The organism is Paenibacillus sedimenti, assembly GCF_014534655.1.
In the GTDB taxonomy this organism is placed as follows: Bacteria; Bacillota; Bacilli; order Paenibacillales; family NBRC-103111; genus Paenibacillus_E; species Paenibacillus_E sedimenti.
Genome location: NZ_JACVVD010000002.1, coordinates 56315 through 71451, shown reverse-complemented (window position 1 = coordinate 71451; position 15137 = coordinate 56315). Strand labels below are relative to the sequence as shown.

General features: G+C 49.6%; 13 protein-coding genes. 4 read left to right on the top strand and 9 right to left on the bottom strand.

Annotated features, from left to right (window positions below):
• Positions 1–70 precede the first annotated feature (70 nt).
• A complete protein-coding gene (locus ICC18_RS05020; protein ID WP_188173295.1) occupies positions 71–2191 on the bottom strand; it encodes a DUF4185 domain-containing protein in 2121 nt (706 codons plus the stop codon).
• Between the two features lie 322 nt (positions 2192–2513).
• Between ICC18_RS05020 and ICC18_RS05015 the strand changes: the two genes are divergently transcribed.
• Positions 2514–4361, top strand: coding sequence for a family 43 glycosylhydrolase (locus ICC18_RS05015; RefSeq protein WP_188173294.1), 1848 nt, complete (start codon positions 2514–2516; stop codon positions 4359–4361).
• Between the two features lie 158 nt (positions 4362–4519).
• Here the strand turns inward: ICC18_RS05015 and infC are convergent, their stop codons facing one another.
• Positions 4520–5005 (bottom strand): translation initiation factor IF-3, encoded by a 486-nt coding sequence (gene infC, locus ICC18_RS05010; protein ID WP_188173293.1) that lies wholly within the window; start codon positions 5003–5005, stop codon positions 4520–4522.
• A gap of 74 nt (positions 5006–5079) precedes the next feature.
• On the opposite strand from infC, the gene yxiS reads away from it, so the two are divergent.
• A complete protein-coding gene (yxiS, locus tag ICC18_RS05005; RefSeq protein WP_188173292.1) occupies positions 5080–5388 on the top strand; it encodes a protein YxiS in 309 nt (102 codons plus the stop codon).
• Positions 5389–5435: 47 nt separating this feature from the next.
• On the opposite strand, the gene ICC18_RS05000 is transcribed toward yxiS, so the two are convergent.
• From ICC18_RS05000 to ICC18_RS04990, 3 genes are all read right to left on the bottom strand, one after another.
• Positions 5436–6461, bottom strand: a complete 1026-nt coding sequence (locus ICC18_RS05000; RefSeq protein WP_376745612.1) for an LLM class flavin-dependent oxidoreductase — start codon at positions 6459–6461, stop codon at positions 5436–5438.
• 426 nt (positions 6462–6887) lie between these two features.
• Complete coding sequence (locus ICC18_RS04995; protein WP_188173290.1) at positions 6888–7547, bottom strand: phosphatase PAP2 family protein; 660 nt, start codon at positions 7545–7547, stop codon at positions 6888–6890.
• A gap of 39 nt (positions 7548–7586) precedes the next feature.
• Positions 7587–8252: a TVP38/TMEM64 family protein gene (locus ICC18_RS04990; RefSeq protein ID WP_188173289.1), complete on the bottom strand. Its 666-nt coding sequence runs from the start codon at positions 8250–8252 to the stop codon at positions 7587–7589.
• A gap of 140 nt (positions 8253–8392) precedes the next feature.
• Between ICC18_RS04990 and ICC18_RS04985 the strand changes: the two genes are divergently transcribed.
• Positions 8393–8824 carry an SRPBCC family protein gene (locus ICC18_RS04985; protein WP_188173288.1) on the top strand — a complete coding sequence of 144 codons (432 nt, stop codon included), beginning with the start codon at positions 8393–8395 and terminating at the stop codon, positions 8822–8824.
• Positions 8825–9005: 181 nt separating this feature from the next.
• Here ICC18_RS04985 and ICC18_RS04980 read toward each other — a convergent pair whose 3' ends face one another.
• Positions 9006–9857, bottom strand: coding sequence for a sugar phosphate isomerase/epimerase family protein (locus ICC18_RS04980; RefSeq protein ID WP_188173940.1), 852 nt, complete (start codon positions 9855–9857; stop codon positions 9006–9008).
• 133 nt (positions 9858–9990) lie between these two features.
• Between ICC18_RS04980 and ICC18_RS04975 the strand changes: the two genes are divergently transcribed.
• On the top strand, positions 9991–10842 hold the full coding sequence (locus tag ICC18_RS04975) for an AraC family transcriptional regulator (protein WP_188173287.1): 852 nt from the start codon (positions 9991–9993) through the stop codon (positions 10840–10842).
• Positions 10843–10863: 21 nt separating this feature from the next.
• Here ICC18_RS04975 and ICC18_RS04970 read toward each other — a convergent pair whose 3' ends face one another.
• Genes ICC18_RS04970 through ICC18_RS04960 form a run of 3 tightly spaced genes read right to left on the bottom strand, consistent with a single transcriptional unit; the run spans position 10864 to position 15071 of the window.
• A complete protein-coding gene (locus ICC18_RS04970; protein ID WP_188173286.1) occupies positions 10864–12498 on the bottom strand; it encodes an extracellular solute-binding protein in 1635 nt (544 codons plus the stop codon).
• A gap of 37 nt (positions 12499–12535) precedes the next feature.
• Positions 12536–13276: a response regulator transcription factor gene (locus ICC18_RS04965; protein WP_188173285.1), complete on the bottom strand. Its 741-nt coding sequence runs from the start codon at positions 13274–13276 to the stop codon at positions 12536–12538.
• Positions 13248–15071 carry a sensor histidine kinase gene (locus tag ICC18_RS04960; RefSeq protein ID WP_188173284.1) on the bottom strand — a complete coding sequence of 608 codons (1824 nt, stop codon included), beginning with the start codon at positions 15069–15071 and terminating at the stop codon, positions 13248–13250. The genes ICC18_RS04965 and ICC18_RS04960 overlap by 29 nt, the downstream gene beginning before the upstream one ends.
• Positions 15072–15137: the final 66 nt, after the last annotated feature.

Below are 15137 nucleotides of genomic sequence, written 5' to 3'. Positions count from 1 at the left end.
TATTTTATCTATCGGCAAAAGAAAAAGACTTCACTCCAAGTTCCGGGAGTAAAGTCTTCTTTGGTATGTTCTATTTCAATCTGCCCACATTGGAAATTGGCTGCATATCCGTTAGCGAATCCGCCACGAATACGTCCACATAATAACCGGAATTGTCGCCGGGCAACATAAATCCTCCTGAAAACGTTTCAGTAGTACCTGGGGTAATGGCTTTAGATAAGCCGGAAACGTTTTCGATTTCGCCTTTCTTGTTATACAACGCAACGACAAGAGTTACAGAGTTTGCTGTGTCGGTATTGTTCCTAATATCCGCACTCGCCGTTACAAATCCTTTCTTAGGCATTGTATGCAGAGTGCTTCCATCAATCCCCTTGAAGGCTGCATGGCTAACCGTATACGCTTGTCCCTTAACGTTGACGGTTCTCGTGACAGGAATGGCCGCATTTCCGTCCGCATCCGACACATTATACGTCAATGGATAGGTTCCAATAATACTGGTATTTACCGTGCCGGTTACGACGATTTTATGCGAAAGATCGCCATCCTCATTATCAGTTGCCGTTGCGCCTGCATCTGTGAATGTGCCGCCTAACGGCACTTCAATCATTGCGTCGCCTTGTAAAGTAATAACAGGCGGAGTCGTATCAACAGGTAATAGCAAATAGTCATCCGCTTGCACCCATGTATCGCCATTGGCATGCATGCCTGTGAATACAGTTATGTTTGTGTTGTTTCCTGAGTTGAACCGGACTGAAAGAGGCGAGTAATTGTCATGTCTTTCAAACTTTGTTTCTTTCAATATATCTCCTGCCGAACCTCTTACCCCGAAATAGCCGGCATTGTTGTTTTGGGAGGTCTTTACAAATGCCGTTAGCTTATATTCGGTATTCGCTGTAACCGCAATCGTCTGTTTGATCGCGTTCCAACCTGTCGCATTCCTTAACCATACATTGTTGCTTCCGGACCTGGATAAAAATGTTTGGTCTATCCCGCCATTGCCTGCCTCAAGCACCCATGGCATGGAGATGATGCCTGTCGTCTGCTTTTCAAAGGAAGGGTCGGCTATAAGATTATGAGTCGGAGTGCCGACTTCCAACGTGGAATGCATCAAGAATACGTTATATGGCCCCCACTCCGACATGAGAAAGTACAAGTCCTTGCCATCATTTGTCCATGGATGGATGAATCCGCCATATAAGCCTGGAAATTCGGCGCCTGTTACAATTTCAGTTTCAGCAGACCATGGACCCGTTAAGCTGGAGGAGCTTCTCATGACGATCGCTGCACGGTTTTCGTTCAAGTAGGTCATGATCCACTTCTTGTAATAGGAGTTGTAGGCAACCGATAATTCACTGATTGGCACATCCACGACCGCGACAGCTGCTGCTTCGTTCTCTTTGGCCCATCCGGAACCGTCCCAATATTCGTAATTCGCTCTATTCAGCATGTCCGCTTCCGCAGCTCTCGCCAGATATGCAGAATCGAATCTTCCAGCGGGTGTCCCGAACATGTAGACATATCCGCTTTCTTTTATATAAGCAGCCTGTGCAAATTTACTTGTGCTGCCCCATTTTACGCCTGACTTCGTCCAATTCTTCCCTTCGTCATCGGAATATGCGATTTCGGAGAAATTGGTATTCCAACGGCCGTTAGCGCCCCAGTTTTTAATCTGCATATAATGGATGTAATGCCTTGTCCCAACGGATATACCTGCTGTAGGAATAGCTGTAAAATCGCCGCTTCCCGATGTGTCATGAGCTGAGGAGATGATCTCTTTGGCATAATTCATTCTATTTTCATCGGTAATCATAGAAGAGAAGGTCAAACCGTCTGAAAGGTCGGTATCATTAGATATGGCGAGCAAATTGCTTCTCCAGCCTGCGGCATTCCCGCCTCCGCCGAAGCCTCCCCATCCACTGTCATAAGAATCGCCAAAAGCGACCATGATTTTCGTGGAACTTGGATCCGTACTGGCATCCCACATGATGCCCAAATCGGTGGCATTCAGAGCGTAGTTGGTATGCGTCTGATTCGGATTCGGAACCGTCTCGCCAGCCTTCGTGGCGCCAGTCACTCTGGCGATCTTGACCGCTTTACTTGCCGTAAGTTCGAAGGGGGTTGCTGCTGCCGCTTGCGGCGTATCAGCAAATGATGGTGTTGCCAGCGATATCATACTCAACATGATTAGCATAGAAGATATCCTGGATCTGACATTTTGTCGATTCATTATTTCCTTCCTCTCCATTTGTTTATGAAAACGCTTATCATAACGATCGTATCAAAAACAAGCCATTGTTTCCTTGTTGCACCTTGTTATTATTTATCCAAACTTGCTTTCCGCGAAAACGCGTCATATTTTCCTTATAACGAAAGCATATGTTGGGTGTGTGGGCGCTCAAGTCAAGTCCGCTGATGCCGTTCATAAAGGACCTTGGATGAGAGGCGGTGAAAGGAACAATCGCTATAAGGGTTTGGAACTACTCAATCGTTTTCTCAGAAAGGAGTTCGTGAAAATGAAGGTTCAATGGAGGAAGCTGCTTTTAAAGGCATTCGTTTTGTTATTTGTGTTAACGTTTACATTGCCTGCGGGTTTTGCTTCCGCATCAACGGGCAGTTTTTACAATGTTTTGGTGCAAAACGGCGCCGATCCATCTGTCATTAAAGCTTCTGACGGCTACTATTACTCAACCTACACAACCGGCGGCGACGTCAGACTATGGCGGTCCAAAACCTTGACAGGCATGGATGCCGGGGACGTGATTACGCTTTGGTCCGGCTGTTGCGGCGTATGGGCTCCCGAAATCGTGCAGTACAATGGAGGCTGGTACATCTATTTCGCCAAAGATGACGGTAACAACGCCACCCATCGGATGTACGTCGTCTATAACACGAATCCGGACCCGTTCTCCGGCACATGGTCGAGCCCGATCAAAGTGTATGATTCAAGCGACCAATGGGCTATTGACGGCACCGTGCTGAACAATAACGGATCGTTGTATTTTATTTGGTCCGGTTGGGATAGTCCGAATAATACCGATCAAAATCTTTATATCGCCCCCATGGACAGCCCGACTCACATCAGCGGCAGCAGAGTGAAAATTGCCTCCCCCGTCTATGCTTGGGAAACGAACACGACTCCGCGCGTAAATGAAGGTCCCGAGGTCATCATACGAGGCAGCACGATCAATCTCGTCTATTCGGCAAGCGGCAGCTGGACGGACAGCTATTGTCTCGGTCTCATAACGGCCAGTACGACGAGCAACCTGCTAAGTGCGAGTGCCTGGACGAAAAAAAACACGCCGGTCTTCCAAAGCGGCAATGGGATCTACGGGCCTGGACACCACAGCTTTACCAAATCGAAAGACGGTACCGAGGATTGGATCGTTTACCATTCCGCCAGATGGCAAGGTTCCGGCTGGGAAAGGTCGATCCGCGCACAGAAATTCACATGGAACGCCGATAATACGCCCAATCTCGGTACCCCTAAGGCACCGAATACGCCGATCCCCCTGCCTTCAGGAGAGCCCGGGCATGACCGGTATGAAGCCGAAAAGGCTTTGCTCGGCGGCAACGCCCGACTCATTAACCATCCCAACGCCTCTGGCGGCGTCAAAGCCGGCTATATCGATACCGTCAATGATTATGTCCAATTCACGGTCAATGTCGGTTCCGACGGATGGTACAACCTGATAGCTCGAACGGATAACGGAACCAGCGGTAAGCCGTGGGCGACTTTAAAGCTGTCCGTCAACGGAGGAGCCGCTTCAGACTTTCATATCACCTACTCCGGCTGGGATCATTGGACGAACGCTTCGGCACGGGTATTCCTGAACAGGGGCAACAACACGTTACGCTTTACACATGGCAGCAATTATGCCGAGGTCGACTGCATCGATATTTTCTCGGATGCCGCCAGTTCGGACGCCAATATCGTTTCCGGGGCCATCTATAAATTGATGAATCCCAATAGCAACAAAGCGCTGGATGTCAACGGCGGCGGCACGGCGAACGGTACCAATGTACAGATTTGGTCCGATAACAACTCGACTGCGCAGGAATGGCGGATTACCAAGCTCTCCGGCGGAAATTACAAGCTCATTAATACGAACAGCAACAAGGCACTGGATATCTCCGGCGCAGGTACGGCAAGCGGCACCAATGTACAAATCTGGGATGATATCGGCTCGATCGCTCAAGAGTGGATGATTATTGTTAACGGCGATGGCACCTACAAGCTGATCAACCCGAACAGCAAAAAAGCGCTTGATATCCAGGGGGGCGGAACCGCAAATGGATCGAACGTATGGATATGGGACGATACCGGGAATTTCGCGCAAAAATGGAACCTGATTAAAAAATAAATGGCGTTAATGAAACGACGCGAAACAACCCGGAGCTTCAAGCTCCGGGTTGTTTTAACATCGTATAAACGTCATCCGATACCTTCATTGACAACTAGCTGAAGCCGGAATGCACTTGCCGTCATGTCGGATCCAATCGCTATCGGCGACACCTACTCTTACAAAGGATCCAGCTGAACGGCAGCCTGTTTGCCGCTAAGCTGAATGCCTGTCCGCTTGCGGCCAAGCGGACTTAAATCCCGGAGCAGCATCTCCAGCAGCTCCTTCGCTTTCGCGCCTTCCTTGCCGCTGATCTTCACGACCAGCATGACGGCGTCGCCGGATTGCAGGATGCGCTCAGCCTGCTGCCGCTTCGTCTCCAGGTCATGATCTTCGATCTGCGGCGTCAGCCTGATCTCCTTAACCTTCGGCCCTTGCTCAAGCTTACGTGCTTGCTGCTTCTCCTGCAGCGCTTCCTGCTTGGCTTGTCCGGCGCCGATGAGCTTGCAAGGCGGGGGACTGCTCATCAGTGATGTGCAGACCAAATCCACCTTAAGACGTTTCGCCATCGCGAGTGCCTCTCGAGTTGCGATAATGCCGAGGTCTTCCCCGTTTAATCCGGTTAATTGCACTTCGGAGGCTTTGATTTTCTCATTCTTAATCATTGTGATTGCACCTATACTTTCGCTTTCGCTTTCGCTATAATGAACCCAGTAACTATAAGGAGTTATATCCTATTATGAGCAGAAAAGAAATGGAAGAGCAAATTATTCGCAACTACCAGCGGGACGAGCAGATGATGATTCTCGTTTTCGCCCAATGGTGCATCAATAACGATCTGGATCCGGCTGAACTATACCGTCGCGCTTATCCGGATCAAACGGACAATATTGCCCTTCAGCAGGCACTGGATCTAACCGTATCTAAAGAAGAAGCAGGCGAAGTACCTGACGATACGCTGCTTGGCGTACTGTCGTTGTTCGGCAACGAGGAGCTGGCTTTCATCGTCACCGAAGAGATTGCCAAGCGGCCGAGACGCAGCCGCTAAATAGAAGGCCGTGCGGGGATTTCAGTCTGCACGGCCTTTTTGTACGCTTACAACCTGATCCCGATCCCCAGCCCAAAAGCTTCAGCCAGCAGCTCACAGGTACGGACTCTGGTCTCCATGTGATAGCCGCCTGCTACCACCATCACTTCGTCCACTTCGTAGCTTTCCGCTAGCTCCAGCAATTGTTCTTTTACCCGCTTCGGACCGCCAATAATCATCCGCGACCGATTGTCGCGAACTCGGGTTCGATCCCACTCGGAATACGGGTAGGCCAGCGCCTCTTCAGGCGGCAGCACGCCGGCGAACTCCCCTTTTTCGACCTGCAAAATCCTTAAATCAAACGAAGCAGCTTGGCGCTCCGCCTCTTCGTCCGTTTCCGCGCAGAGCACATAGATGCAGACCGTCGCCTGCGGGACGACATTCAGCGCGGACGGCCGGAACGACTTGCGGTAGCTGCGCACCGCCTGCTGGCCGCCTGCGCCGTTGATGAAGTGCGCGAAGCAGAACGCCGCGCCCGCCTGCGAAGCATACACCCCGCTCTGCCCGGTTGAGCCGAGCAGCCAAACCTGGGGCACCCCGTCCACCAAAGGTGTGGCGCGGATGCCCTCGAACACATGCCCCGGTTCCACCGAATCGGTGAGGAACCGCAGCAGATCCGAGACTTGAGCCGGGAACCGCTCAAGTCCCTCGAACAGATCGGCGCTGACGCCCCGCAGCGCCTTGGCCGTATGCGGCGTGCCTCCTGGCGCACGCCCGATGCCTAAGTCGATGCGCCCCGGGTAGAGCGCCTCGAGCATGCGAAAATTCTCAGCGACCTTATAGGCGCTGTAGTGGGGCAGCAGCACGCCGCCGGAGCCGAGCCGGATGCGGCTCGTGCGGGCCGCGAGCGTGGAGAGTAGCACCTCGGGCGATGACCCGGCAAGGCCGGCCGAATTATGGTGCTCCGACACCCAGAAACGGGTGTAGCCGAGGCGGTCTGCAGCCTGAGCCAACTGGATCGTTTGCTGCAGCGCCTCGCTATGCGTGAAGCCGGATGATACCGGCGACTGGTCGAGAATACTGAGCTTCAGCACATTCATCCCTTCTTTCTGTCCATTCTCACGGGGTGATCATTTCATAGATTATACCTCGCTCGCCGCCAAAAGAAAAAGGACAAGCCACGTGGCATTGTCCGAGATTGCTTAGAAAGAAAGGTATATGGTGGACTTCATCAGCCTGCGATCTGGCGTTTGTACGCTGCCGTTAAGCAATTATACTCAATACTGACAGTTTATGGATACGGGGAGAATTTATGTCTGTCCGCTTCATCTTACATGCCGTCAGGAGATTGATAAAAAGCAAAGAAATTAAATGGTAGAATAACCGCTTTCGATGAGCCTTCCGCAAGTAAACTCTGCCCTCCATCAGGTTGGCTCCCAGCCTATCCATCTTTGCCCAAAAACCCCTTCTGCACGCCCAAGCGGTAGAAGGGGTTGGAAGATCAACCATCCTATAAGAAATTACTTTTTGATTGATCGACGGTTTCTAATAACCTGTATAGCCAAAATGCAGCCTATCAGACAGGCAACGCCGGCAGCAAATCCTGCCAGCACGTCACTTGGATAATGCACGCCCAGATAAACGCGGCTTAACCCGATGCAAATAATAACAAGAACCGTAATGACTGGAATGAGCCAAGCTCCCTTCCACGTGCGCCGCAAATTGATCCATAGCAAATACCCGATCAGCCCGTAAAACAAGCTGGATACCATCGCATGGCCGCTCGGGAAGCTGAAGCCATCCTCCTCGATCAACCGTTGTCCGACTGGGCGCGCCCTTTCAAATATGCCTTTGAGCAGCGTGTTCAGTCCCCAGGTACCCAATACGCCAAGGAAAAGGATGAGCGTCTCCCATCTATGCTTAAATTTAAATAAAAATAGAGCCGCAACCATAAAGAAAAGAATAAATTCTGTGCTTCCTTTGCCCAGTGTCGTAAAAAACTTGGCAATTGGCGTCAACCCGTCACTTCTTGTCGATTGTATCGCATCTGTGACGATGACGTCGAAGCTTTCCAACCAGCCTGAGGCTAAGGATTGTGAAAGTACGACAAAACCAACAAGCAAGATGAATGCTGCCGCAAACCCCCAGAGCAAATCCTTGTACAACCGTTTTCCTTGCATCCCCATATTCCCCCTACATTCTCATGATCCTAGGCCCCGCTAGCCCTCATCGGAAGACAGATTCTTCTCTCGCTTTTTAAACGCAAACGGCAAAAGCGCAAAGACAACATAAAGGGCTATAGCCCAATAGAAATCCTCAGATCCGATCTCCTGCAGCGATGCGCCGAATACGTTATACACAATCGCACCTGGAATTATACCAATCAGCGTGGCCCACGTATAGTCCCAAAACCGGATTTTGGAAAGTCCGGCCCCATAACTGACGCCATCAAACGGAAAAAAAGGCATAAGCCGCATGTACAAGACGACCATGAAGCCGTTCTCTTCCGCTTTCCGGTCAAAGGTCTGAAGCTTCTTATTCCGCAGAATTCGCTGGAAGCCGGTCCTGCCCCATTTTCGAGTAATATAAAAAGAAAGCATTGCTCCTGCGCCGGCTCCAATGATGTCGTACACCGTTCCCCAGAAGGCGCCAAATACGAATCCTCCAAAGATCGTCAAAGGTGTGGCCGGAAACAGCACCAACGGACGCAGCGTGTAGGCGATCATATACAGCAAACCACCCGCGAAGCCTAGATCTCTTAGCCAATCGCTGAGAAAATCCATATCTAATCGGGACCAAACACCGGTTTCTTTAAGCACAAGCAGGCAAGATGCAGCAGCCAGAAACCAGATCAGCAGCAACCAGAGCGATTTCGAGCGCGTCATGGCTTTCCCCCTCATGCAGATTCTTGAATTCTATCTTACACAAATTGGCTGTGGGGAATCAACAATTTATGTATGCTATAATCTACCTAACATAAAGTTATAAAACACATAATAATAAATAAATTGAAGGAGAACTATACATGAACAACTTAACTAAAATGAAAATACTCAAGCCCGCTAATGATGTATTTGAGGCATTTGTTGATCCCGCGAAAATCGGCAACTTCTGGTTCTCCTCCATTTCCGAACGATGGGAATCGGGCAAGACGATCAAGTTACTCTATAAAGAATACAACGCGGAAGGCGAAATCAAGGTTAAGGAAATCGTGAAAGACAAAAAAATCGCCTTCGAATGGGATTATGGCAATATACACCTTGTTACCATAACATTCACGCAAACGGACGAGAAAAGCACCATTGTGGAAGTGAACGAGGAAGGATTTGTCGAAAACGAGGGATTGATTCCGTTGCTTGTAGGCAATAAAGAAGGCTGGGTGTATATGTTGACTTGTCTCAAGGGTTACCTCGAACATGGTATTACGACATTACGGGCGGCGTTGGTACATGATTGAGATAAACGGTTACCAAACCGAGTTCCCATCTTCAGGAGTGGACTATTTTACGCTTACGTTCCAATCATCACGATGAGGTTGCCGAAGGAGCGAATCCAATCAATGATAACAGAGCCAAACAACAAAAAGTCCCGCTCGTTCAAGAAGAACGCCGGGACTTTCTCATAAACGTATACCTGACTTAAACCAGCCACTGCTTCACTTTTGCCGAAAAATTGTGCAGCATCTCTCGTGAACCATACTGCCCGCTGAAATCCTCGATGCCGAGATAACCGTCGTAACCGACTGCTTTCAGTTCGCCGAGCAGCTGCTTCCAGTTCACGATGCCCTCGTCCAGCGGCGACCACTCGCTTTTCCAAAGCGCGATTCCGTCTTGGCGCTCGCCAGTCGGCACCCACTGGGCGTTCTTGACGTGAACGTGAGCGAGGTATGGCCCGAGCAGCTCGAGGCCCATGCGGAAATTCTCAAAGCCCTCGTGCACCATATTGCCCGCATCGTGCAGGACGCCGATATGCTCCGGATTGAAGCCGGATACGATCCGATGCACCAGACCTGCGCTAGGCGCGATGGTTTTGTGATGGATTTCCAGCAACCCTTTAACGCCGTACTGCTGCGAAAGCTCCTGCACATGATGAATGTAATCCACCGCTTCAGCGTACAAATCGTTGTAGTTTTTGCGTCCATCATAGCCCGGAACGCCTATGCGGATGAATCGCGCTCCCAATTTTTTCGCCGCCTGCATAACGCGCTCTGTACCGGCAACATCGCCGCAGGACAAGTACGGCGTCACACTCAGGTTCACCAAATTCCGCTCAACTGCTGCCAATCTGAATCGTTCCAGCTCCTCATCGGATGCGGATGGATTAATGGAGCAAAGGTTATTTCTCCAAAAAGAAGGTTGCTCATTCAATGCATCTGCGGGAATTTCTTTATATCGCCATTCAATACCGTCAATACCTGCGTCTTGCGCAGCCTTAGTCAGCTCTTCCGGTGTCAGGTCTGGTGTAGCTACGGTAAATACGGATAGTTTCATCATCACTTCACCTCGTCAATAGTTTATCTCTCCTTTATTTTGCAGTATAATAAAAACGTATTCATTGCAATAATTGGGCAAAAGTTTGCTTATATTGACCGCATTCTCACTCCAAACAAGGAGAATATCACGCATGCAGGAACTATACCAAAACTTGCAACAAGCCATCAATTTCAGGCATGGAGTCACCTACGATCCGGTCCATCTGGATTTTCACCAGCACCACGACTTATACGAAATCTACTTCTTCCTGACCGGCGATGTCCATTATTTTATTGAAAAGCAAGTATACCCGCTTCAATATGGGGATCTTCTCATTATGCACAGCAATGAACTGCATAGGCCTAATTTTCAATCCAAAAAACAGCGATACGAAAATATTGTCATTCACTTTAATCCCAAGCTTATCAAAGCTTTCAGCTCGCCGCAGTTTGACTTGCTCGACTGCTTCAACAACCGGGTTATGGGCGAGCAGAACCGGATGAGACTTACGCCTCAGCAGATCGATGACATTATGAAGCTTTACGAGCGCTTGGATATTCATAGCAGTCCCGGGTCCCGCGCAGGCTCCGAAGTGCTGTACGTTTCTGCTTTTATTGAGCTGCTCGTCTTTATCAACCGGATATTTCAAAGTCAAGGCAACCAGGAAGAGCAAGGCATCATTCCAGACAAGCTTACTTCGCTCCTCACTTATATCGATGAGAATCTCGATCAGGACCTGTCGCTCGACACGCTCGAACAGGTTGTATATATGAACCGCTCATACCTATGCCGACTGTTCAAAAAGCATACGGGAAGCACCATCCACGAGCACATTCTATTCAAGCGGATCGCGAAAGCGAAGCTGCTGTTGCGGGAAGGCAATACCGTCACTGATGCATGTCAGCTGGCCGGTTTTAATGACTACTCCAACTTCATTCGTACATTCAAAAAAGCCGTAGGTCTCCCGCCGAGACAGTATCAGGCGCAGCAGCGGAGGGTATGAATGAGAACGCGGCCAAGCTGTTCACCACTTCATCTGGCGCTCTCTTATTTTCACCGTCAGTTCGTCAAGCCAGCTTGCCACATCCAGGTTATGAACTGCGCTCACATACTCGTTCCAGTATCGGTTGAACTCCTCCTTCGAGGCGGCGACGACCATCTGCGGCGGGTATTTTTTATTAATGTCATTCATTTTCTGATCGAATACTTTGGCTTTATCCGAAAGCTCGATGCTCCATGCAGGAAAATATTTGCGCTTCAGGTTCGGCGAATTGAACAAATCCTCATAAGTACGAACCCCATACGCCTTGAGCAGCTCCTTATCCGTCTGCGAATATCCCGCCTCTTTTTCCTCCGGTTGGGATTGCGGGTCGTAGTTGTTTCCACCCTCCAGCGTCCCCGTATAACCAGGCCAATAATACATAATATCGCCATTCCAACGACGTCTATTTTCTTTATCCTTAAAAAAAGCGCGCTGTTCTTCCGTCCGGTAAAAACGGCCTTGATCACTCACCTTGTAATCCTTATCCCGAATGCCCCAATTCCGGAGAAGCTGCGCTTCATCACTGGCCATATAATCCGCAAATTCAATCGCACGCACCGGATCTTTGCAATTAATCGTAATGCCAAAACCGAAGCCATAGTTCATCGTCGCAGGCTCCAAATATTCCGCGTTCATGCCTTCATCGAACGTCAATTGAAGCGGTGCGTACATGTCATCCAGCTTGCCTTGCTGCTTAAGCACCATCTGCGCCTCCAGGAACTGCCACGATTGATCGAACATCCCCAGTACCCGCCCGCTGGACAACTTATCCAAGTACTGGCTGTAGTTCATAACGAAGGCTTCCTTATCGATCAAACCTTTGCCAAACATCTCGTTGAGCTTTGCGTAGTATCGCTTCGTGATCATTTCATCCGTCTGATAGAACTTGAGTTCGTGCGTATCCGGATCAACCAGAGCCCGGGAATCATTCGGACCTCCAGCCAGAAATTGCATCGCTGTCGTCAGTGTGAAATTACGTAAATCGTAAGTCAGTATTTCAAAAGGAATCGTATCCTGGCCATCATGTTTCGGATGCCGGCGGTAATAGCCCTCCAGCAGCTCCGCATACTGGTCGAACGTTTTTATTTGGGGGTAGCCCGCTTCCTTTAACACCTTTTTTTGCACCCAAAAGGCTGCATTGATCCAACCGGGGGATTGTCCGGTCGGAACCCCATAAGGCAGGGCATATATATGCCCATCCGACGCTTTGATCCGCTCCCAATAGGGACCGTACATTTTTTTGAGCGTAGGAGCATGTTGTTCAATCAGATTCTCGAGCGGAATGAGCGCTTTCGCATCAGCCAGCAGGAACATTTTGTCCCCGCCATAAATGAGATCCGGATAATTGCCGCCGGCGATCATGACGCCAAGCTTTTGCTCAATTTCTCCCACTACACGTTCATATTGAATCGTGACGCCTGTCTTCTCCGTTATCTTATCGCCAATCTCCGTATGTTCAGGAACAATGTCGCCGGGAGCATTAAGAAAATAGGTAAACGTGATGGGTTCTTTCTTGCTTGCTTCAGGCGATCGTGATGCCCCGTCACAAGAGCTGAGCAGCATGAACACCGCGACAAGGGCCGCCAGCGCAGCGCATATGCGTTTTACTACCATCATGTACCCTCCTATCTGCAGCAGATTTTCCTCCTATCTATCAGGTTATCCTGCATGCATGAGTCCGGTATTGGGAAGGCGTGTAGCCGGTCGCTTTTTTGAACTGCTGAACGAAGTAGTCGCAGTCGCTGTAGCCCACTTCCATAGCGATTTCAAACACCTTTTTGGACGTGGCCTGCAGCAGCCGCTGCGCTTCCTGGGCCCGGGTTTGATGGACGTAATCATTGAAATAAACGCCCGTCTTTTTCTTGAACAACTGGCCTAGATAGATCGGATGCATGTACAGCCTGCCGGCGATTTCTTTGATCGTAAGATGATCGTTATATTTGTCCCTAATATACGCAATCACCTCATTGACTGCGTCGTTCACAGAGCTCGAAGACTGCGGCTGCGTATACAAGGCGGCCTCCCTGTCCAATCGCTGCTTCGCTCTGGTCAAAGCCTCCACCAGTTGATCCTCATCAAGCGGCTTCAACAAATAATCGATGGCCCCGTAACGAAGCGCTACTTTCACGTATTCAAACTCGCTGAAGCCGGAGATGAAAATAAATTGGCAGTCAATTCGGCCGGATACCTCCATCATAAGCTCCAGTCCGTTCAGCACGGGCATCCGCACATCCGTAATCACGAGATCGGGCTTTTCCTGTTCGATAAAAGATAGTGCTTCACGGCCGTTCTCCACATCGCCGCATAAGTGAAAGCCATGCTCATTCCAGGGAACGATACGTTTCAAGCCTTCCCTCATTTTCCTTTCATCCTCGACCAGAAGTGTGCGATACATGCGTGTTCCTCCCATCGCTTAACGTTGTTTGGTCCCTGCCTGAACTCTTCGGAATGCTAACCTGAACCGTCGTTCCTTCTCCCGGCCCGGAAGTAAACACGATCTTAAATTCCCGATCAAAACTGAGCTTCAGCCGGTTATGTACATTTCGCAATCCAACATGGTCACCGTGATTCCCCCCGTCGCTTTGAAGTGAGTCAAGCAGCGCTTCCAACTTCTCCGCACTCATCCCGACGCCATTGTCACTGACCTCGAACCTTACGCTTGTGTCTGAGCTAAAGCCTCGAATGTGAATGAAACCAGCTTTTTCAAGCCCCTCTATGCCATGAATGCATGCGTTTTCAACAATCGGCAGCAGGCTCATCTTGGGTACATAAACATCGAGAACTTCCTCGTCGATCTTCATCTCGTAAGTAAGCCGGTGCTCGAAACGGAACTTCTGAATTTCCAGAAAGTCGTGGATAAATTCCATCTCCTCACGAATCGGAATCCAGTCGTTGCCCCATGTTAATGAACGGCGGAAGCTGCGGGCGAGTCTTTTAATAACGGCAGCCGTTTCCGGCTCGTTTTTGACCAGACTATTCATGCGAATGGTTTCTAACGTATTAAAGAGAAAATGAGGATTGATCTGACTTTGCAAAGCATTCAACTGCGCTTGCCTGCGATCGAGCTCGGCCACATACACGTCGCGGATCAGCTCACTGATTTGAATCGTCATCCGGTTGAATTCCTCGGTCAGCTGCCCGATCTCGTCATTCGCCTGTTCCACGCGCAGCGGGGTAAAATGCTGGTTCTTCACCAGCTTCATCTGCTTCCACAGCAGAACGATCCGTGAATTCAGAGAACGGGACAGCACCATAATGATCAGGCTGGGCACGATTAAGTTAGCGCAGGTCAGGTATACAAAGGACAGCCGGGATTTGGTCAATGCCCCGATGAGTTGCCCTTTCGGATAAATGCCGATCATCTGCCAGCCCTTCAAGTAATTCACGCGATCGAAACGGCTGGAGAGAACCAGGCTGCGTTCATCTTGCATCTGCTCCTTTAGCGGCACATCGCTTTGGCTGGATGCGTATACCACCGTGCCTTCCTCGTTAACGAGGTAAATCTTCCCCTCAAAAGCGCTGTCCTCAAGCGTCTCTTTGACGAACTGCGGCAAAATATCGATCTTTAGTAGCTTCGTATAGGACTCGCTCTTGCGGAAAAAATCCAGTTTCCTGATTACGCTGAGAAAAGCCTGATCTTGCTTGCCCGCAGGAGTACCCATATTACCGCTGCCACCCGGTTTGTTCGTATACAAATGCAGTTCTCCGATTGTCGGACTCGCCTGTAAACGCCTGTACCATTCTTCATTCTCCGTCTTTCTGTCGATAAACCGCAGTACACCTGAAGAAATCAACGAATCGTTATTTGTATAGAGGTAGGCGTTATAGAATTGCTTGTTGATCGGCACGAACTGGTTGACGGAGCTGTTCAGAATTTCATTATAGGCGGTCAGCATCTCATTTGTGCTCGAATACCGCTTATCCAACGCATCGCTGAGCACGCTATCCGTATACAGAACGGCGGAGATTCCGATAATACCGTCAATCACCTTGCGAAAATTATCTTTGTTCGTCTCCAGAGCATGATTCAGGTCGGAAATTTTTTGCGATTTCACATTTTCTGCCGTTATTTGATAAAAGACTGCGTTGGTGATCATGACGGGTAAAAATACAGCGACAAAGTAAAGAAAGAGCAGCTTATTCCTAAGCCGCAAATTGTTCCAGCGCATGATGAGCGTTCGTAAGTTCAAGAGGAGACCTCCTGCGGGGTGAAGATAAGTTGAATCCGTTTTCATGAATTTATGTTAATTTTAGCA